Origin of the sequence: Anaerostipes faecalis (assembly GCF_018982945.1) — a bacterium.
Lineage (GTDB): Bacteria > Bacillota > Clostridia > Lachnospirales > Lachnospiraceae > Anaerostipes > Anaerostipes faecalis.
In genome coordinates this window covers 21,165-39,741 of record NZ_JABRXE010000009.1, presented here as the reverse complement: position 1 = coordinate 39,741, position 18,577 = coordinate 21,165, and the positions used below count along the sequence as shown (strand labels likewise).

Here is an 18,577-nt window from a genome sequence, read left to right as displayed (position 1 = left end):
TCTCATTACGTTGTCAATGTTCTAGTTATAAGCTAATTTATTTTTTCTTCCCTTCACAAACAAAATAATTCCATAAACCAATAGAGCAATCAGAAATGCTGCCAGGACTACAGTAGAAAGTGCGTTGATTTCCGGCTTAATTCCTTTTTTCAGCATAGAGTATACTCTCATTGGAAGTGTTACAGTGGTGGCATCTGCCAGGAAACTTGATACAATCAAATCATCCAGTACCAGTGTGAAAGACATAAATGCTCCAGACATTACTCCAGGCATTACAGCTGGCAGTATAACGTGCAAAAAGGTATAGGCTCTGTTTGCTCCCAAATCAAGGGATGCTTCTTCAATAGAAGGATCCATACCGACCAGTCTTGACTTAACTGTAATATATACATAAGGAAGTACCAATGTTGTATTTCCCAGAATCATAGCTGTAGGTCCCAATTGAAACCCGCCCATCTGCAATGCTATAAACGTTGCAATAGCAAGTACGATTTCCGGGACAACGATTGGCAGATACATGGAATTTGTAATCAATCCCTTACCATGGAATTTTGCCTTATGTAACCCTACAGCTCCCAAAGTTCCTATAATGATAGCAAGAACTGTAGAAACAATGGCAATCCATACCGTAGTTCCAAATACACCCCACAATTCTGTATCTTGAAACAGTTCTGTATACCATCTGGTTGTAAATCCACCCCAGGTGTTATTATTCTTTCCGTCATTAAAAGAGTAAATTACCATTACGATAACCGGAATATAAAAGAATGCAAGCATTAGCAGTGCATAAAAATGTCCAAATCCGGCAAATATTTTTTTCTTCAGCATTCTTGGATTTTTCATTTCCTACACCCCCAAATCATCCAGATCTCCGCCCATCTTACTGTAAATTGCTACCATAATCAGAATAATAACCGCCAGAATAATTGATAATGCTGATCCGAATGGCCAGTTTCTGGCTACTGTAAACTGATTATAAATAATATTACCAATCATAATATTGGTACCTCCTCCTAACATGTCAGTAATCATGTAATATCCAATAGAAGGTATAAATACAAGAATAACTGCAGCAAACATTCCAGGCGCTGTTAAAGGAAGAGTTACATTTAAAAATGTTTTAACAGGTCCTGCTCCAAGGTCTTTAGAAGCTTCCAGAAGGCTTTTATCCATTTTCTCAATGGAAGAATACATTGGAAGCACGGCAAATGGTAACAGTGAGTATACCATACCTACAACAATGGCAAACTTGTTATACAATAGATTTAGTGGTTGCTGAATTAGTCCAATATTTAAAAGAAATGTATTAATGATTCCTGTCTTATTAAATAATGTAACAAAGCTGTATAAAATAACCAGCTCGCTTGCCCAGAACGGAATCATCATCAACATAAGCATGGCATTAGATGCACCGGGTTTTTTTCCTGCCACATAGTATGCCAACGGATAGCCTGTAAATACTGTTGCAATGGTAGAAATTGCTGCAATCACCACAGAATCTTTTACAACCTTCCAGTATACCGGTTCTAAAATTGTCTTATAATTATCCAGTGTAAATTTATACTGGATTGTTCCAAGCGGTCCTTTAGTCATGAAACTCATAAACAGCAGTACAAGAAATGGAATAATAATAAAGATAACAGCATAAATACTAATTGGCCCTGCCTGGACAAATTCCGCAACTCTTGCTGCAACTGTTTTTTTACTTTTCTGCTTCATTCCAATCGCCTCCTAAATCTCTGACAGTATCTGTGTCAACGATGCTTCGGCTCTGATTTTCTACGGCTACACATTTATTCAGATGCCAGTATAGATAAACTTTATCTCCGATTTCTGCAAGATCTTCGGCATTGAAACGATTGATTTTAATCTCATCTCCATTATTTAACTGAACCATCATTTTAATAAGATTTCCTACATAAATCGTATCCTTTACGATTCCTCGTAATGAAAAGCCTTCCATTGGCTCTTTGGAAAACATCATATGTTCAGGACGTACGGAAATAGAAAATGTATCTCCGGATTTGTAGTTTTCTGTTTTAACCAGACCATTTCCTGCTTCTGAACCTACTTTCAGTACACCGTCTCCCATATCTTCCAGTGCTACAACATCAAGAATATTAGATTCTCCGATAAATCCTGCAACAAATTTTGTTTTTGGCTCTTCATAAATTTTTCTAGGTTCATCAATCTGCTCCAAAACACCCTGATTAATGATTGCAATTCGGTCACTCATAGTCAAGGCTTCTTCCTGATCATGCGTAACATATACAAAAGTGATATTTAATTTTTTCTGCAAACGTTTTAATTCAATCTGCATCTGCTTTCGAAGTTTCAAATCCAGCGCACCTAAAGGTTCATCTAAAAGTAATACTTTCGGACGATTGATCAACGCTCTTGCAATGGCAACACGTTGCTTTTGGCCACCTGACATCTGGTCTATTCGACGTTTTCCGAAGCCATCCAGTTCTACCAGCTTCAGCATTTCATCTACTCTTTCTTTAATTTCAGCTTTTGGCACTTTTTTGACTTTTAAACCATATGCCACATTGTCAAAAACATTCATATTAGGAAACAATGCATAGTTCTGAAATACGGTATTTACATCTCTCTGATAAGGCTCTTTCTTCTCAACACTTTCGCCCTCGACTTTAATAGAACCTGATGTCTGAGATTCAAATCCGGAAATCATTCTTAAAGTTGTTGTTTTCCCACATCCGGAAGGACCCAACAAAGTCAGGAATTCTCCTTCTGCAATTTCCATATTCATATTTTTTACAACGTGGTTATCGCCATACCATTTTTCCACATTTTCCAGTGAAACAATTATTTTATCCTTCATATCAATCTCCTCCTTGCATTAAATCAGCCATAAAAGGCAATGAGGCCAATCCCCTTAAGGACTGACCTCATTGCCAGAATTTGATATATTTTTAATTTAATGCAGCATCTCCACGTTCATTGGTTCGGATTCTTAAAGCATCACATACATCATAAACAAATACTTTTCCGTCACCAGTTTTTCCAGTTCCCATTGCACTTGTGATATCTGCCATAATATCAGTTAAAGCTGAATCTTCCACAACAGCAAACACCATGATCTTTGGAAGCAGATTAATATCATCTCCGGTGATATTCAGTTCTTCTATATATCCTTTCTGTCTTCCACATCCCATAACTGACATAACGGTCATTCCCTGACTGTTATGGACTGTAAGGACTTTCTTTAAATCATTTAATTTTTCAGGTCTTGTAATAATTTCAATTTTCTTCATAACGACTCTCCTTGCTGTTTATTATTTTTCACTCATGAATTTTGTGTAGTACTTATCCATAAGCTCAATCTGTTTATCATTTACCGGTGCCATCCACATAGCTTTCTTGAATTTAGATGGAAGATTAAATGCCGGATTATCCATATATCCATCTGGCAGATATTTTTCACAATCCATACATGGCATATCGCCCCATTCCTGTATACTGACTGCCTGAACTTCCGGCTCACTTAAATAGTTCATTAGCAAATGAGCTTCTTTTGTCTTTTCTGTTTCTTTTGGTATTGCCAGTGTTTCCATAAAAGATTCAGATCCGGTTTCAAGATCAGCAATAGCAAATTTATCCCAGTTTTTCTTATCCTGCATCAGCAATGTGTAGTCCCACAAGAATCCTACAGAACATTCTCCCTTTAACATCTGATTTTCACCTGAAGATCCAACAAATGTTTTTACATTTGGTTTAATCTTTGTCAGTATATCAGCTGCTTCTTTAATTTCTTTCTCATTATTTGTTCCTGCACTGTATCCCAATGACTGAAGCGCCATACCAAACAGGGAAATAGTTGAGTTAACCATACATATCTGATTTTTTAATTTTGGATTTGCAAGATCAGAGAATTTTGTAATCTTAATCGGACATGTTTCTTTGTTATAAATAATTGTTGTAAAACCTTTTCCAAAAGCAGGTATTGTATATTCGTTTTTCTCATCACCTACAACACCCAGACACTCTTTGTAAAAATTCTTATAATTTGGAATCTGATCTTTGTCCAGTTTCTGTACCAGATCATTTTTAACAAATGATTCAACATAGGCTGATTCAATATCAATCAGATCATAATCTGCTCCACCATTGAGCATTTTAGATAATAATTCATCTGTATTATTGATATAAGTTACGTTAACATGGATTCCATATTTTTTCTCAAAATCCTTAAATACCTGTTCAGAATACTGAGAATCCCAGGTAATAAAATTGATTTCTTTTGCATAACCATCTTTTGTTTTTTCTTCCTTTTTCCCGCATCCTGCCAGACCTCCAACAGCCATCGCCATGGTCATGGTAAGTGCAAGAATTTTCAACATCGCTTTTTTCATCTTATTCTCCTCCTTGCTGTCTGTTAACACTATGTCTCTCGCCTTGTCTTTGGAATTTAGAAGAACCAAGCGGAGCGATTTTTATTTCATAGTTATATTGCAAAACAATTTTTTAATGAAATAAAAAAGACGCCAGAGAAGACTTATGTCTCCTTTGACGTCTGTAAAATATCTATGCCTTATTTTATATTCTCTTTATCAACTTTTGTCAAGGTATTTTTTTATTTTTATTATACCAATCTATGACCAGCCATTAAAAACATTCATCATAAATATGAATTATATCTTCTTTTGTTAAAGGCACAATATAATCATCCAGTCCATCTCCCAGTGCCTTTTCTGCCATTACTTCAAAGTTCTCTTTTGTCTCAATACCGATAGATCGCAGTGTATCGCTTAATCCCATAGAATCAAAGACTTCTTTTGTTTTTTCAATGGCCTTATTGGCAATTTCCATTTTATCCAGTTCCCGATCAATACCAAACACATTGATTCCATAATTTACAAAGATATCCACAGTCTTATCGTTGAGAATGTGTTTCATCCACACAGGGATTAAAATTGCCAGTCCATGTCCATGAGTAACATCATAATATGCACTTAACTGATGCTCCATGGCATGTATCGGCCATGCTGCAGATTTTCCACATGCGATCATTCCATTGATTGCCCAGCTGGAGGTCCACATAAGATTTGCTCTGGCATCATAATCATCTGGTTTCTCACAGGCAATCGGTCCGTAATGTATACAGGTTTTTAATAATGCTTCCATAATTCTGTCCTGCATAAAAGTACCCTGGATTCCACAGAAATATACTTCAAAAATATGTGCCATTATATCTGCCGTTCCTGCTGCTGTCTGATATTTCGGCACAGAGTATGTATATTCAGGATCAAGAATAGAGTATTTTGGATAAACCAGAGGGCTTCCGATTCCTATCTTGTCTTTGGTTTCTTCATTGGATATAACCGCAAATAAATCCATTTCTGAACCTGTAGCTGCCAGTGTCAATACAGAAATAATCGGTAAAATTTCCGTTGCCTGGCTAAAATCACAGATAAGATCCCATGGATCACCGTCAAAATAATATGCCGCTGCAATTGCTTTAGCACAGTCAATTGTGCTTCCGCCACCAATAGGAAGAACAACCTGAATACCGTGCTCCCTGCACATGTCAGCCCCTTTTGCAACTGTTGTAATTCTCGGATTAGGTTCTACACCTGATAACTCTTCATGAGAAATATCATTTTCATCTAACAGATGAATCACTGTATCATACAATCCTGTTCGTTTGATACTTCCTCCTCCATATACGATCAATACTTTATTGCCAAATTCTTTTACAAATTTGGGAAGCTTCGCAATTTCACCTTTTCCAAAGGCAATTTTTGTTGGAATATCATAATAAAAATTCTGCATAGATCCTCCTAATAAATAAAAAAGTGAGCGCATACTATGCCCCCATTGACCTCTGATATCTATAAAGCTTTAACCAGCTTTTATTGAGATTGAGTATAACATACAAATTTTCCAAAGACAATAAGTAAATTGACTTTTTGCACATCTTCCGATACAATAAATGATAGCAAAACAATCATTCTGAAGCCAAGGTTTTTCCTGATGCCAAGTTTGATTTCCATACTGATACATGGACCTTTTCAGGTCTTTTTCCAGTATCATTATAGAAAGATTTCACATGGCATATCCTCTTGGGATATGCCTTTTGTTATTACACAGGAAATTCCCTTGAATTTCCTGTGTAACAACAAACGCTCCGTGAAAGATGCGACCAGGTGTCCGGGAAAAATAAAAATGGAGGATTTTACCATGAATGAACCAACACGTATTGCTCTGATCGGTATTATTATCGAACAGGCAGACGCTGTAGAACCAGTTAACAAGACATTGCATAAATACAGTGAATATATTGTAGGACGTATGGGCATCCCATATCGTGAGAGAGACATCAATATTATTTCTGTAGTATTGGATGCACCAGAAAAGACCATCAGCACCTTATCAGGACAGCTTGGCATGATTCATGGTGCCACTGTAAAATCAATGTTCACCAAAAAAAGATAGGAGAGGAAAATGTATAAACCAGAATCCGGCGTTGCTGAAGAATTTATTGATGATCAGGAAATCAAAGATACAATAGCATATGCTGACGCCAACAAAGATAACAAAGAGTTAATTTTATCTATTATTGAAAAAGCAAAAAAACTAAAAGGAATTTCTCACCGTGAAGCTTCCGTGCTTCTTGCCTGTGAAGATCCTGAATTAATACAAAAAGTTTATGACCTTGCCATTAAGATCAAAGAAGAATTTTACGGTAACCGTATTGTTATGTTTGCCCCACTTTATCTTGCAAACTACTGTGTTAACGGATGTACTTACTGTCCATATCATTACAAAAACAAAAATATCCGAAGAAAAAAACTGACCCAGGAAGAAATCAAAAAAGAAGTTATTGCTCTTCAGGATATGGGACATAAACGTCTGGCTCTTGAAACCGGTGAAGACCCTGTAAATATTCCTATTGAATATGTTTTGGAAAGCATTAAGACTATTTACAGTATTAAACACAAAAATGGTGCTATCCGACGTGTCAATGTGAATATTGCCGCAACAACAGAGGAAAACTACAAGAAACTAAAAGATGCTGGAATTGGTACATATATTCTGTTCCAGGAAACTTATCATAAGGATACCTATGAAGTCCTTCATCCTACAGGGCCAAAACATGATTATGCATATCACACAGAGGCTATGGACCGTGCCATGACTGCCGGTATTGATGATGTAGGTATTGGCGTATTATTCGGACTGGATATGTACCGCTATGATTTTGCAGGTCTTTTAATGCATGCAGAACATCTGGAAGCTAAATTTGGTGTTGGTCCTCATACTATCAGTGTTCCACGAATCCGTCCTGCAGAAGATATCAATCCTGATGATTTTGAAAATGCAATTAACGATGATATTTTCGAAAAAATCGTTGCTATTCTTCGTGTTGCCGTTCCATATACCGGAATCATCGTTTCCACCCGTGAAACCCAGGAATCCAGAGAAAGAGTTCTTCGTGTCGGTGTATCCCAGATTAGTGGTGCTTCTTCCACAAGTGTCGGAGGATATGCAGAAAAAGAAAAACCAGAAGATAACTCTGCACAGTTTGAAAGAAATGATGAACGTACATTGGATGAAATCATTGGATGGCTTATGGATCTTGGACACATACCTAGTTTCTGTACCGCATGCTACCGTGAAGGACGTACCGGGGATCGTTTCATGACCCTTGTAAAATCCGGTCAGATTGCCAATTGCTGTGCTCCAAATGCTTTAATGACTTTGAAAGAATATCTTGAAGATTATGCTTCAGATGAGGTAAAAGAAAAAGGAGAAAAATTAATCAGACAGGAACTGGCGAAGATTCCAAATCCGGTAGTAAAACAGAAAGCAACCGAATATATTGAAAATATCCATGAAGGTAAACGTGATTTTAGATTTTAGGAGATAGCTATGTTTGAACATTTAAATATGCATGTTCCAAAACGAATAGAAGAAGATCTTGAGAGGGTATCTGCAGTGCTCATACCTCTCATAAAAAAAGAAGACGGATATCATATTTTGTTCGAAGTCCGCTCCCATAAATTAAATCATCAGCCAGGAGAAGTCTGCTTCCCTGGCGGCCGTCTGGAAGAAGGAGAGACATCTCTGGAAGCAGCTATAAGAGAAACCAAAGAAGAGCTTCAGATTGATTCTTCCAATCTGAAGCTCTATGGTCCTCTGGATTATTTTATATCTCCTTCCAAGATACGAATTGAACCGTTTCTTGGTGAACTTATCCATTATCATGGACAGTTTAGCTCTGACGAGGTTGACTCTGTTTTTACTGTCCCTCTGCGATTTTTTCAGAAAACACAACCGGCTCTTTATTACACAGATATTCTCACTGTTCCAGAAAATAATTTCCCTTTTGAGGATATTCCTGGCGGAAAACATTACCCATGGGCAAAAGGAAAATACCAGGTTGCCTTCTATCACTATGAAAATCATATCATCTGGGGACTTACCGCCAAATTACTGCTGAATAACATTCAGTACATTAGGAATTAACTGTTTCTTTCTGGACATAACTCCAGGAAGAACTGCTACTTTTCCTTCAATCTCTGTCTCAAATGCCCGTTCAATAATTTCTTTACTGTCATCTCCTGTAACTGCAAGATATGTGGTTTCTTCCAGAATATTGGTGAGCATAAAGAATACCATATTTAATCCCTGCTCTTCTCTTACAGATTCCATATATGGCAGAATCTTCTCCTGAATTTCTTCTAATTCTGACTGATCAAGAGATGTAATCTGTCCAACTCCGAAAGTAATATCATCTGCTGTAAACTTCTTATAATCCTGATAAAAGATTTCATCTGCAGCTTTTCCTTTCAAATCACTTCCTGCACGGAACATGGATTTTGCATGCTCTTCCACATCAATTCCTGCAATTTGTGCAAGCTCTTTTGCTGTCTGTTCATCTACCGGTGTACATGTTGGTGAACGGAACATCAGTGTATCAGAAAGAATCGCTGAACAAAGCAGACCTGCAATTGGTTTTGTGATCTCAACTCCCTGCTCTCTATACATCTGGGTTACTATAGTTGCTGTACATCCAACCGGCTGGTTGCGGAAATAAACAGGTGATACAGTCTCAAGATTTCCAATTCTATGATGATCGATAATTTCAAGAATTTCACACTCTTCCAGTCCTTCAACTGCCTGAGATACTTCATTATGGTCAACCAGAATCATCTGTTTTTTATCGAATTCCAATAATCTACGACGAGATGCCATTCCCACAAATTCATGATCTGCATTCATTACAGGGAAATAACGGAATCTTTTCTTAGTCATTTCTTCCTTAACATCATCAACATAATCATTAATACAAAATGATACAATATTTTCAGATGCCATAACATAAGAAACCGGAATAGCCTGACAGATCAGACGGCTGGCAATAAATGTATCATATGGAGTTGCAATAACACGACATCCTTTTTCTTTTGCAAGATCAAGAACTTCTGTGTCAACTTCTGTACCCATACATACAACGATACACTGAACACCAACTTCAATTGCCGCTTTCTGAGCATCTGGACGGTTTGCCAAAATTACAATATCTTTTTCTTTTACAAACTCTTCCATTTTGTCAACACTTGCAGCAGAAACTGAAAGTTTTCCTTCTAAAATAACTCCTTCTTCATCTCCCACCAGCATTTTACCTTCCAGTGTGGACAAAAGATTTTTATATGGTGTTTTAGATTTAGCAAGAATTTCATTATCATAAACATCCATATCTGCATGTGCGATATCACTGATGGATACCAGTCCCTCCAGTTTTTTTCCATCTAAAACCGGCAGTGCCACGATCTTTTGTTTCTGCATCATATCCCTTGCAGTTTTAATGGAGTTATTGCTTTTCACTCCATCTACAATATGAAGATTGATATCTGTCATTTTAGGACGTACATCACTAACATAAACCGGAGCTTTTACACCAAACTGTTTTAAAACATATTTGGTTTCTCCGTTAACATTTCCCGCACGACGTGCTTCATATCCTCCGCCATTTACCTGATTCTTTAAATTGGCATATGCAAGTGCAGAACAGATAGAATCTGTATCTGGGTTGCGATGACCGATTACGTATACTTTTTTCATGTTTCCTCCTTTATTCTTGGTAGCCAGATGGAAAAAGTCGTATAACCATTCTGACTGTCAACCTTTATTGTTCCGTCATGAAGCTCCACGATCTCTTTTGCAATGGCAAGCCCAAGTCCTGCTCCTCCTGTTTCTGAAGATCTTGCTTCGTCCAGACGATAAAATTTTTCAAACAGTTTTTCTAATTGATGAGGCGGAATCGTCTTCCCCTGATTTCTTACAAGTATCCTTGCCCCTTCACCTTCCACAATTCCATGTACATTTATAGTACTGTTGGGATAGCAATAGGCTACTGCATTTTTTAAAAGATTCTCAAAAACCCTTGCAAGACGATCCGGATCTCCATTAATTAAAATCCTGTCATCTACATCAATTGTATATTGTAAACCTCTCTCCTTTAAAATAGGATTAAAGGAATCCAATACCTGCTCCAGTAAAACATAAAGATAAAATTCTTTTTTTTCCAGTGTGATATTCTGCAGATTGTATCTGGTAATTTCAAAAAATTCATTAATCATTTCTCCAAGTCTTTTTGCTTTTTGCAATGAAATCCCTGTATATTTTGCCCTCTGTTCCGTCGGCATATCCGGTGCCTCATTTAATAATGTCAGATATGCAATCACTGATGTAAGAGGTGTTTTCAGATCATGTGCCAGATACGCAATCAGATCATTCTTCCTTTGCTCATTTTCCTCTTCATTTCTCCTCTTCTCTTTCAGAGTTCTTTTAATTTCATTTAATTTGTTCTCCAGAGGTTGTAATGGTTCCGGAAGGAGAATCCTGTTACTGGATTCATCCAGAATCATCTGAATCCCGCTTTCAACCTGTCTTAAATACGTTGTAAACTTAGACATTCCAAGGTAAAAACTAAACAAAAGCAAAGTCATGAAAAAGCCGCCAACAATCAGGACTTTATTTTTCCAGAAAATCAAACGATATAAACGAATTGCCTCCACTTCATTCATGCCTATTCGCTGAAACATATAGACCACTGTTTTAGCAAATGGATCCTGAAGGACACCATCCACAAAAATATCAAGTATAAAATATCCTATCAGTGCTACAATGATACTGATTCCCAGAGTCTGCAACATTATTCGTATTTTCAGGCTTCGATATTTACTCCTCAACTTTATATCCAACTCCCCAAACGGTTTTGATCAGTTCTTTATGGCCCATAACTTCTCCCAGCTTTTCTCTTAAATGACGAATATGCACCATAACTGTATTATTATTATTTTTGAAATATTTTTCTTTCCATACCTGTTCAAACAGATTTTCTGAACTTATTACTTTGCCGCGGTTCTTTGTTAAAATCCATAAAATAGAAAACTCAAGAGGTGTCAAAGTAATTTCTGCTTCACCATAAAGACACTGATGGGTTGAACGGTTTAAAATCAAGCCTGCAATCTCCTGAGTATCTTCCTGATTCATCCCGGCCCCATCATTATACCTGATAAACCTGCGGAGCTGAGCCTTAACCCTTGCCATCAGTTCCAATGGTTCAAAAGGTTTTTCGATATAATCATCTGCTCCCAGTGTCAGTCCGTTGATTTTATCCATCGATGAAACTTTTGCTGTCAGCATAATAACAGGAAAATTATATTCCAGCCGAATCTGTTTTAAGATTTCAAATCCATCAACATCCGGCAGCATCACATCCAGAATTGCCAGATCAATGTTTTCCTGCTTGATGCACTCCAAAGCGTCTGTTCCATTGTAAAACTTATACACTTGATAATCTTCATTTTTAAGATATAATTCAATAAAATCAGCAATTTCTTTTTCATCATCTACTACTAATACTGTTGATTGCTTCATATCTTCCTCCTCAGCACTTTCCTCCATCTATGACTTGAAATATCCTATCATGTTTATCTTTTAATTCATTTCGTGAATAACCCTTTTGTCCATATACAGGTATACTGTAATAAATTCTTTCAACAAAATCACTAATTATCTGCTTTTTCTCTCTGGACTCTTCATCCAGCAGACTGATAACCTGAAGTACAATATCAGGATAGGCTGATCCATTCTGAACCATTAATACAATGGATTTCATAATTAACATTGCCTTATACCGGTCATCTTCTATTTCATCCAAAACAAAAGAAAAGAATTCTGGAATTCCATCCCAGCTGATGATTCCATTTCCCATTGCCAGATTAATATATTCATCTTTTGTATATTCCCTAAACTTAAGTTCAGGCCGCTGATTCCACTGATCAAATATCTCATTTCGATTGGTCACTTCACGGCTGGCAAAAAAAAGCCTCATATCTGTTTGATTCCTCAGCATCAGACCACTATTCCAGAAGATAATACGAATCATAAAAAATTCTTCCATCTGGTCATAGGTGATATCAAGATTCATGATTTTTTTAAATATCTGATAACAATAATAAATATCAAGTATTCCATAAGAAAACAACATTCCAAATATAACTTTTTCCCATTGTGTATACTTTTCAATATCAGACTTCATACGATGCCCTTTCATTGAAAAGAAAAAGATATCTTTCGCCTCCATGTTAACAAACAATGTTTCTTCATCCATGGATATAAATCCAAGATATCGAAGCTGCTGTAATTCTCTGAGATACGACTCCTTCATTATATTGGATTCTTCCATATCCCACAAATGAAACAGACATTCCACTGCCTCTTTCTGGAGCATGATTCCAAGCAGTTCCGGCTCATCCTGAAGCTTATTTGCAATCTTTTTTGCCATTTCATCTGCCTGACTTTCCTCATTAAATTCCAGAAACAGACGCTCACATATGACCATAAGATTTCTCAGCTGATTTGTTGCTAATTCTTCAATATATGTTTTTTCAGATGCCTGTATCTGTGTCATAGCTGCCTCCTTTATTTTATACAGGAATATACTTCCTTATATGATTATATCATAAGAATTGACAGCTTTAAAATAATTCCTTTATTTCTTTCATATGTTCTTTCGCCAAACGATACCCCATGTCATAAGTCTGTTTTAATACATCGATATCACTTTCCAGACTATCTAATGGATATTCAGGTCTTAACACAACTGCCTTTCCTTGTTTTTCCAGACGTTCACAAAATTTTACTGTATAATTGTAGCGTTTATAACGAGTCAGCAACTGTTGCGGCAGCTTCGGATATTTTTTATGAAATAAAAATGCTGTTACTTTATTACTTTTACTGAGTTTCTTTCGATATCCCTTTGGCTGTGTTAAAATAATCAGATTTTTTTCATTTCCATCCATAATGGATTTGCGAATCGGAATCGGATCCGCAATTCCTCCATCGAAATAAGGCATACCGTTCATTTTAATTGACGGAAAAATAAGCGGCAGTGCACAGCTTGCTCGAAGCATAGTACATTTTTTATCTATTTTTTTCCCATCTTTATATTCAATCTGTCCTGTAACTGCATTGGTTACTCCTACTAAAATTTTTCCCTTATATGCATAAAATGTATCCCAGTCAAAAGGATATAATTTATTAGGCATAATGTTATAAACAAAATCTAATCCTATCAGACTCTTTTCTTTTAACAGATTTCTTTTCCCCATATATCTTGGATCGTTCCTATGATTGAGCAATACATGAAGGTTCCTTTCCTTTTGTTTTGATATATAGGAAAAGCCATTGGAAATTCCAGCTGAAACACCAATAATGTAAGGGAACATTATGTCTTCATCCAGCAATGCGTCCATTACACCTGCACTGAAGATGGGACGAAATGTTCCTCCTTCTAATATTAAACCAGGCATATATTCTATCTCCTTTTGTTCCCTTTTCTCCAAACCTCCAAATCCTTCGGATTTCTCGGTCACGGGCTTCGCCTTCTCTGGCTCTCCTCGCCCTGTCTTCCCTCCAAATCCTTCGGATTTCTCGGTCACGGGCTTCGCCCTATAGTCTGATGTAGATTTAACATGAATACCTCTTTTGTAAACAAAAGGTATTCATGTTAAATCTACATCTTCCTGCATGGCTCGGCTCTTACGTGTACATTATAGCATGTTTTTGTGCTTGTATGATATAATAGATTACATTAATTTATTGTGAAGAAAGTGAGAATTATTGATGAAAAATGTGAAATTAATTGCCTTGGATCTTGATGGTACTACTTTTAACAGCCGCAAGGAAATTTCCTCTCGTACAAAACAGGTTATTGCTGATGCCATTTCTCATGGTGTTTGTGTTCTTCCTGCTACCGGTCGTCCTCGGTCTTTTTTGCCTGTTGAGTTACTGGATATTCCTGGTATTCGTTATGCTGCCGTTTCTAATGGTTCTTCTGTTGTTGACCTGACACAGGATAAACCTCTTTATGAAGATTTAATGTCTGCTTCTAAAATTCCTGATGTTTTAAAGAAACTTCGTGATCTTCCGGTGATTATTGAATTGTTTTTTAACGGAAGCTGTTATGCTGATAAAGGTCATTCTGAAAAGATGCAGAGCATTTTAGATGCTTTTCCTGATATTGCCCGTTTCCAGACTCCTAGAATCTTTAAAGAGAATCTCCTTGATCAGCTGATTTCGAATCCTTTTCCTTTAGAGAAAATCCATTTGCTTTTTGCTGACTTATCACTGCGCCAGGAGATTCTTGATTTTTATAAAGAAGAAGATTTTTGGGATGTTACATCTGCCTTTCGTGGAAATCTTGAGCTTACTTCTAAAACTGCAAAAAAGGGAAATGCTATTTTGAAACTTGCCCAGATACTGGACATCAAACCTGAAGAGACTATGGCTATTGGTGACAGTTTTAATGACCTTGATATGTTAAACGCTGTTGGCTTTTCTGTTGCTATGGGAAATGCTGAACCGGAAGTTAAAGAAATCGCTGATTTTATCACCAAATCCAACGATGAAGATGGCGTTGCATATGCCATCGAAAAGTTCGCTTTTTAGTTGATATCGTTCTTTTACAATGATACAATATTCTAGTAACTGAAATGGGAGCTTAAAAGACTTTTGTCTTAGCTGAGAGGAAGCATTGCTTCGACCATAAACCTGATGCGGATAATGCCGCCGTAGGGATTTGGATGCTATGATAATGGACAAATACTGAAAACATGATAATCGGTGTTTTTGTTTGTCTTTTTATTTAATGGATTTTTCAATTAAATAATATACAAAGAGTCTCCCAAAATATTTTTATCATTTTGGAGGTTAATATTATGACTTACACAACACAGATGAATGCAGCCAGACAGGGAATTATTACTGAACAGATGAAAGCAGTTGCTGCATATGAAGGACTTGATGTACAGGAGATTATGAAAGAAGTTGCTGCTGGAACAATTGTTATTCCGGCCAATAAAAATCACACCTGTTTAAAACCTTTTGGTATTGGGAATTCTTTAAAAACCAAGATTAATGTTAATCTTGGAACTTCCAGAGACTGTCTGAATCTCGATGTTGAAATGGAAAAGGTCAACAAGGCTGTTGCCATGGGAGCAGAAGCAATTATGGATCTTTCTTCTTTTGGAGATACTCATACTTTTCGTAAGAAACTGGTCAATGAATGCCCTGCCATTCTTGGTACCGTTCCAATTTATGATGCCATTGTCTACTATAACAAAGCTTTAAAAGATATTACATCCAGAGAATGGATTGATGTTTTTAAAATGCATGCAGAAGATGGTGTTGATTTTATGACTATCCATTGCGGTATCAATCGAAACACAGCGGATCGTTTTAAAGCTATGAAAAGAAAGATGAATATTGTTTCCCGTGGTGGTTCTTTAATTTTTGCATGGATGGAGGCAACTGGAAATGAAAATCCATTTTTTGAATATTATGATGAAATCCTGGATATATGTAATGAATATGATGTAACTTTAAGTCTTGGTGATGCATGCCGACCTGGATGCCTTCAGGATGCCAGTGATATTTCTCAGATTGAAGAACTGGTTACTTTAGGTGAATTAACTGCTCGCGCATGGAAAAAAGATGTTCAGGTTATGATTGAAGGACCTGGACATATGCCAATGGACCAGATTCAGGCAAATATGAAGATTCAGCAGACTATTTGTCATGGTGCTCCATTCTATGTTCTGGGACCTATTGTTACAGATATTGCCCCTGGATATGATCATATTACATCTGCCATCGGAGGTGCTATTGCCGCAGCATCCGGTGCAAGCTTTTTGTGTTATGTAACTCCTGCAGAACATCTTCGCCTTCCTAACGTTGATGACGTAAAAGAAGGTATTATGGCTTCTAAAATTGCTGCCCACGCAGCTGATATTGCAAAAGGTATCAAAGGAGCTATGGACTGGGATAACCAGATGGCTGCTGCGAGACAGAAACTTGACTGGGAAAGACAGTTTGAACTGGCTCTTGACCCTGAAAAAGCGAGAAGATATCGTGCAGAATCTACTCCTGAAAGAGAAGATACCTGCACCATGTGCGGAAAAATGTGTTCCGTACGCAACATGAACGCTGTTTTAGCCGGCGAAGATGTTGATGTTATATAAAAATATGTATGAAGGAAGGTAATATTTATGTCAAATGAAAGAAGCGGTTTCTCCAGCCGAATCGGCTTCGTCCTGGCAACTGCCGGATCAGCAGTAGGACTTGGTAACATATGGAGATTTCCGTATCTGGCAGCAAAGTATGGCGGTGGAAGTTTCTTATTAGTATATTTAATCCTTACTGTGACTTTTGGTTTTACATTGATGATCACAGAAGTTGCTTTAGGAAGAAAATCAGGAACCAGCGCTATTAATGCTTTTGGATATTTTAATAAAAAATATAGTTTTATCGGATATTTAACCAGTTTTATCCCATTTATCATTTTCCCTTATTATTGCGTTATTGGTGGATGGGTAACAAAATTCCTTTTGGTTTCCATAAAAGGTCAGACACATGCCGCAGCATCTGATACTTTCTTTACCGGATTTATCAGTCAGCCAGCAGAACCTATGATTTGTCTACTGGTTTTCCTTGCAATTACGACTGCCGTGGTAATTCTGGGTGTAAAAGGCGGAATTGAACGTGTCAGTACTTTTATGATGCCGATCCTGGTACTTCTTTTAGTTGGCATTTCCCTGTTCTGTATCACCAGACCAGGTGCAATGGAAGGTGTGGCTTACTATCTCAAACCGAGTATCAAACATCTTGGGCCAACAACATTTTTGGCAGCACTGGGACAGCTGTTTTATTCCATGTCACTTGCCATGGGTATCATGATTACTTTCGGTTCTTATATGCCTAAGAAATCTGACCTTGAAAAGTCTGTCAGTCAGGTGGAGATTTTTGATACCGGTATTGCATTTTTGGCTGGATTAATGATCGTTCCTTCTGTTTTTGTATTTTCCAATGGAGATTCTTCCATGCTGGCAAAAGGACCTTCTTTAATGTTTGTTATGCTTCCCAAAGTATTTGACAGTATGGCATTTGGAAATGTTCTTGCAGCCGTTTTCTTTATTCTGGTGTTCTTTGCAGCATTAACATCTGCGATCTCACTACTTGAGACTCTGGTTGCTGTAATTATGGATAAATTCCATGTAAAACGTATGACTGCATGTATTTTAATGTTTATCATTGCCTGTTTAATGGCTATTCCTTCTTCCTTTGGATTTGGAATCTGGAGCCACATTACGATTATGGGATTCAGTTTTCTGGATTTCTTCGATTTCCTGAGCAACAGTGTTCTGATGCCGATTGCTGCATTCCTGACCTGTATCTTCGTTGCATATATCATCAAACCTGATGTTATTATCAATGAAGTAGAAAGTTCCGGAGAATTCAAAAGAAAACCTTTATTCCTGGTAATGATCAAATATCTTGCACCAATTTGTATTATTGCAATCCTTGTATTTTCTATTATGGAAGGTTTAGGATTCATTACAGTATAGTGATTCAAGACTCGCTCGCGAGTCTTGAAAAAATGTAATTTAAAAAATAGCCATGTTTCCCGATTTACACTCTGATCAACAAATCAAAGTATTTGGGTCACATGGCTATTTTTCATGTCTGATCAATTCCTGATCTTTTCTTCTATAAACTTTTCAAATTCCTGGCTGGTTCCTTTTACAAATCCATCTTTCGCTGCGATTATGGACTGGCTTCTCCCAATCACCAATACATACAAATTTGGCAATTTATGCATTTTTATAATTTGTCCATATTCAAATTCCATATGGGTCTTTCCTTCATCCATTTCAATAGTATCACCAAATTTTATGATCGTTTCCGGAAGTACTTTGCCATGCAGATTCTTTGACTGTTTTTTCATCACTCCTATGATTAAATAATAATAGCTATAGATCAGCAGACCACCAAGAAAGCACAAAATGAACAACATACTTTCTGATACCGTAAATCCTGCAAAAAGACTTAACCCAAAAGCGCATAACGAAAGAATCATCAATATGATTCCCATGATCCGTGTTACCTTACAAAATACATGCTTTATATACTCTTTCATCACTGTATAATCTTCATAATATCTATTTTCAAATTTCATTGTTTTTTCCACAAGATTTCCTTTCTA

General features: G+C 36.9%; 18 protein-coding genes and 1 riboswitch. Of the genes, 6 read left to right on the top strand and 12 right to left on the bottom strand.

The genetic code is table 11. The features are described 5' to 3' along the window. Window positions 1-21: 21 nt before the first annotated feature. The 6 genes from KTB61_RS10130 to KTB61_RS10105 all read right to left on the bottom strand — a co-directional run bounded on the left by KTB61_RS10130 (window position 22) and on the right by KTB61_RS10105 (window position 5,793). Window positions 22-843 (bottom strand): ABC transporter permease, encoded by an 822-nt coding sequence (locus KTB61_RS10130; RefSeq protein ID WP_216697427.1) that lies wholly within the window; start codon window positions 841-843, stop codon window positions 22-24. A gap of 3 nt (window positions 844-846) precedes the next feature. After that, complete coding sequence (locus KTB61_RS10125; protein ID WP_216697426.1) at window positions 847-1,719, bottom strand: ABC transporter permease; 873 nt, start codon at window positions 1,717-1,719, stop codon at window positions 847-849. Next, window positions 1,703-2,842, bottom strand: coding sequence for an ABC transporter ATP-binding protein (locus KTB61_RS10120; protein WP_216697425.1), 1,140 nt, complete (start codon window positions 2,840-2,842; stop codon window positions 1,703-1,705). The genes KTB61_RS10125 and KTB61_RS10120 overlap by 17 nt, the downstream gene beginning before the upstream one ends. A gap of 91 nt (window positions 2,843-2,933) precedes the next feature. Further along, a complete protein-coding gene (locus tag KTB61_RS10115; protein ID WP_075759888.1) occupies window positions 2,934-3,275 on the bottom strand; it encodes a P-II family nitrogen regulator in 342 nt (113 codons plus the stop codon). Between the two features lie 21 nt (window positions 3,276-3,296). Beyond that, complete coding sequence (locus KTB61_RS10110; protein WP_216697424.1) at window positions 3,297-4,373, bottom strand: ABC transporter substrate-binding protein; 1,077 nt, start codon at window positions 4,371-4,373, stop codon at window positions 3,297-3,299. 253 nt (window positions 4,374-4,626) lie between these two features. Further along, entirely contained in the window at window positions 4,627-5,793 is a 1,167-nt protein-coding gene (locus tag KTB61_RS10105) for an iron-containing alcohol dehydrogenase (RefSeq protein ID WP_216697423.1), read from the bottom strand. Between the two features lie 408 nt (window positions 5,794-6,201). On the opposite strand from KTB61_RS10105, the gene KTB61_RS10100 reads away from it, so the two are divergent. From KTB61_RS10100 to KTB61_RS10090, 3 genes are read left to right on the top strand one after another with little or no spacing between them, the layout of a single operon-like run. Next, entirely contained in the window at window positions 6,202-6,456 is a 255-nt protein-coding gene (locus KTB61_RS10100) for a TM1266 family iron-only hydrogenase system putative regulator (RefSeq protein ID WP_075759885.1), read from the top strand. 9 nt (window positions 6,457-6,465) lie between these two features. Then, window positions 6,466-7,884: a [FeFe] hydrogenase H-cluster radical SAM maturase HydG gene (gene hydG, locus KTB61_RS10095; protein WP_075759884.1), complete on the top strand. Its 1,419-nt coding sequence runs from the start codon at window positions 6,466-6,468 to the stop codon at window positions 7,882-7,884. A gap of 9 nt (window positions 7,885-7,893) precedes the next feature. Continuing rightward, entirely contained in the window at window positions 7,894-8,490 is a 597-nt protein-coding gene (locus KTB61_RS10090; RefSeq protein ID WP_216697422.1) for an NUDIX hydrolase, read from the top strand. Here KTB61_RS10090 and KTB61_RS10085 read toward each other — a convergent pair. The 5 genes from KTB61_RS10085 to KTB61_RS10065 all read right to left on the bottom strand — a co-directional run bounded on the left by KTB61_RS10085 (window position 8,455) and on the right by KTB61_RS10065 (window position 13,847). Continuing rightward, window positions 8,455-10,089, bottom strand: a complete 1,635-nt coding sequence (locus tag KTB61_RS10085; RefSeq protein WP_216697421.1) for a putative manganese-dependent inorganic diphosphatase — start codon at window positions 10,087-10,089, stop codon at window positions 8,455-8,457. The two genes, KTB61_RS10090 and KTB61_RS10085, sit on opposite strands and share 36 nt — an antisense overlap. Further along, window positions 10,086-11,183 carry a sensor histidine kinase gene (locus KTB61_RS10080; protein WP_216697420.1) on the bottom strand — a complete coding sequence of 366 codons (1,098 nt, stop codon included), beginning with the start codon at window positions 11,181-11,183 and terminating at the stop codon, window positions 10,086-10,088. Before KTB61_RS10080 ends, KTB61_RS10085 begins: the two co-directional genes overlap by 4 nt. 25 nt (window positions 11,184-11,208) lie before the next feature. Further along, the gene (vanR, locus tag KTB61_RS10075) at window positions 11,209-11,910 is read right to left on the bottom strand and encodes a VanR-ABDEGLN family response regulator transcription factor (RefSeq protein ID WP_216697419.1); all 702 of its coding nucleotides are present in this window, start codon (window positions 11,908-11,910) and stop codon (window positions 11,209-11,211) included. Between the two features lie 10 nt (window positions 11,911-11,920). Beyond that, window positions 11,921-12,946 carry a hypothetical protein gene (locus tag KTB61_RS10070; protein ID WP_075759879.1) on the bottom strand — a complete coding sequence of 342 codons (1,026 nt, stop codon included), beginning with the start codon at window positions 12,944-12,946 and terminating at the stop codon, window positions 11,921-11,923. Between the two features lie 67 nt (window positions 12,947-13,013). Then, the gene (locus tag KTB61_RS10065; protein ID WP_216697418.1) at window positions 13,014-13,847 is read right to left on the bottom strand and encodes a patatin-like phospholipase family protein; all 834 of its coding nucleotides are present in this window, start codon (window positions 13,845-13,847) and stop codon (window positions 13,014-13,016) included. Window positions 13,848-14,169: 322 nt separating this feature from the next. On the opposite strand from KTB61_RS10065, the gene KTB61_RS10060 reads away from it, so the two are divergent. The 3 genes from KTB61_RS10060 to KTB61_RS10050 all read left to right on the top strand — a co-directional run bounded on the left by KTB61_RS10060 (window position 14,170) and on the right by KTB61_RS10050 (window position 17,939). Then, window positions 14,170-14,985 (top strand): Cof-type HAD-IIB family hydrolase, encoded by an 816-nt coding sequence (locus KTB61_RS10060; protein ID WP_216697417.1) that lies wholly within the window; start codon window positions 14,170-14,172, stop codon window positions 14,983-14,985. A 34-nt stretch (window positions 14,986-15,019) separates the two neighbouring features. After that, window positions 15,020-15,131: riboswitch (TPP riboswitch) on the top strand. 123 nt (window positions 15,132-15,254) lie between these two features. Further along, window positions 15,255-16,556 carry a phosphomethylpyrimidine synthase ThiC gene (thiC, locus tag KTB61_RS10055; protein ID WP_075759877.1) on the top strand — a complete coding sequence of 434 codons (1,302 nt, stop codon included), beginning with the start codon at window positions 15,255-15,257 and terminating at the stop codon, window positions 16,554-16,556. A gap of 27 nt (window positions 16,557-16,583) precedes the next feature. Then, entirely contained in the window at window positions 16,584-17,939 is a 1,356-nt protein-coding gene (locus KTB61_RS10050) for a sodium-dependent transporter (RefSeq protein WP_216697416.1), read from the top strand. A gap of 122 nt (window positions 17,940-18,061) precedes the next feature. Here the strand turns inward: KTB61_RS10050 and KTB61_RS13275 are convergent, their stop codons facing one another. After that, window positions 18,062-18,562: a YcxB family protein gene (locus tag KTB61_RS13275; RefSeq protein WP_216697415.1), complete on the bottom strand. Its 501-nt coding sequence runs from the start codon at window positions 18,560-18,562 to the stop codon at window positions 18,062-18,064. Window positions 18,563-18,577: the final 15 nt, after the last annotated feature.

What these genes read in the sequence shown, in the direction of transcription:
- KTB61_RS10130 (WP_216697427.1), bottom strand. Translation starts at nt 843, where the DNA reads ATGAAAAATCCAAGAATGCTGAAGAAAAAAATATTTGCCGGATTTGGA.
- KTB61_RS10125 (WP_216697426.1), bottom strand. Translation starts at nt 1,719, where the DNA reads ATGAAGCAGAAAAGTAAAAAAACAGTTGCAGCAAGAGTTGCGGAATTT.
- KTB61_RS10120 (WP_216697425.1), bottom strand. Translation starts at nt 2,842, where the DNA reads ATGAAGGATAAAATAATTGTTTCACTGGAAAATGTGGAAAAATGGTAT.
- KTB61_RS10115 (WP_075759888.1), bottom strand. Translation starts at nt 3,275, where the DNA reads ATGAAGAAAATTGAAATTATTACAAGACCTGAAAAATTAAATGATTTA.
- KTB61_RS10110 (WP_216697424.1), bottom strand. Translation starts at nt 4,373, where the DNA reads ATGAAAAAAGCGATGTTGAAAATTCTTGCACTTACCATGACCATGGCG.
- KTB61_RS10105 (WP_216697423.1), bottom strand. Translation starts at nt 5,793, where the DNA reads ATGCAGAATTTTTATTATGATATTCCAACAAAAATTGCCTTTGGAAAA.
- KTB61_RS10100 (WP_075759885.1), top strand. Translation starts at nt 6,202, where the DNA reads ATGAATGAACCAACACGTATTGCTCTGATCGGTATTATTATCGAACAG.
- hydG (WP_075759884.1), top strand. Translation starts at nt 6,466, where the DNA reads ATGTATAAACCAGAATCCGGCGTTGCTGAAGAATTTATTGATGATCAG.
- KTB61_RS10090 (WP_216697422.1), top strand. Translation starts at nt 7,894, where the DNA reads ATGTTTGAACATTTAAATATGCATGTTCCAAAACGAATAGAAGAAGAT.
- KTB61_RS10085 (WP_216697421.1), bottom strand. Translation starts at nt 10,089, where the DNA reads ATGAAAAAAGTATACGTAATCGGTCATCGCAACCCAGATACAGATTCT.
- KTB61_RS10080 (WP_216697420.1), bottom strand. Translation starts at nt 11,183, where the DNA reads ATGTTGCAGACTCTGGGAATCAGTATCATTGTAGCACTGATAGGATAT.
- vanR (WP_216697419.1), bottom strand. Translation starts at nt 11,910, where the DNA reads ATGAAGCAATCAACAGTATTAGTAGTAGATGATGAAAAAGAAATTGCT.
- KTB61_RS10070 (WP_075759879.1), bottom strand. Translation starts at nt 12,946, where the DNA reads ATGACACAGATACAGGCATCTGAAAAAACATATATTGAAGAATTAGCA.
- KTB61_RS10065 (WP_216697418.1), bottom strand. Translation starts at nt 13,847, where the DNA reads ATGCCTGGTTTAATATTAGAAGGAGGAACATTTCGTCCCATCTTCAGT.
- thiC (WP_075759877.1), top strand. Translation starts at nt 15,255, where the DNA reads ATGACTTACACAACACAGATGAATGCAGCCAGACAGGGAATTATTACT.
- KTB61_RS10050 (WP_216697416.1), top strand. Translation starts at nt 16,584, where the DNA reads ATGTCAAATGAAAGAAGCGGTTTCTCCAGCCGAATCGGCTTCGTCCTG.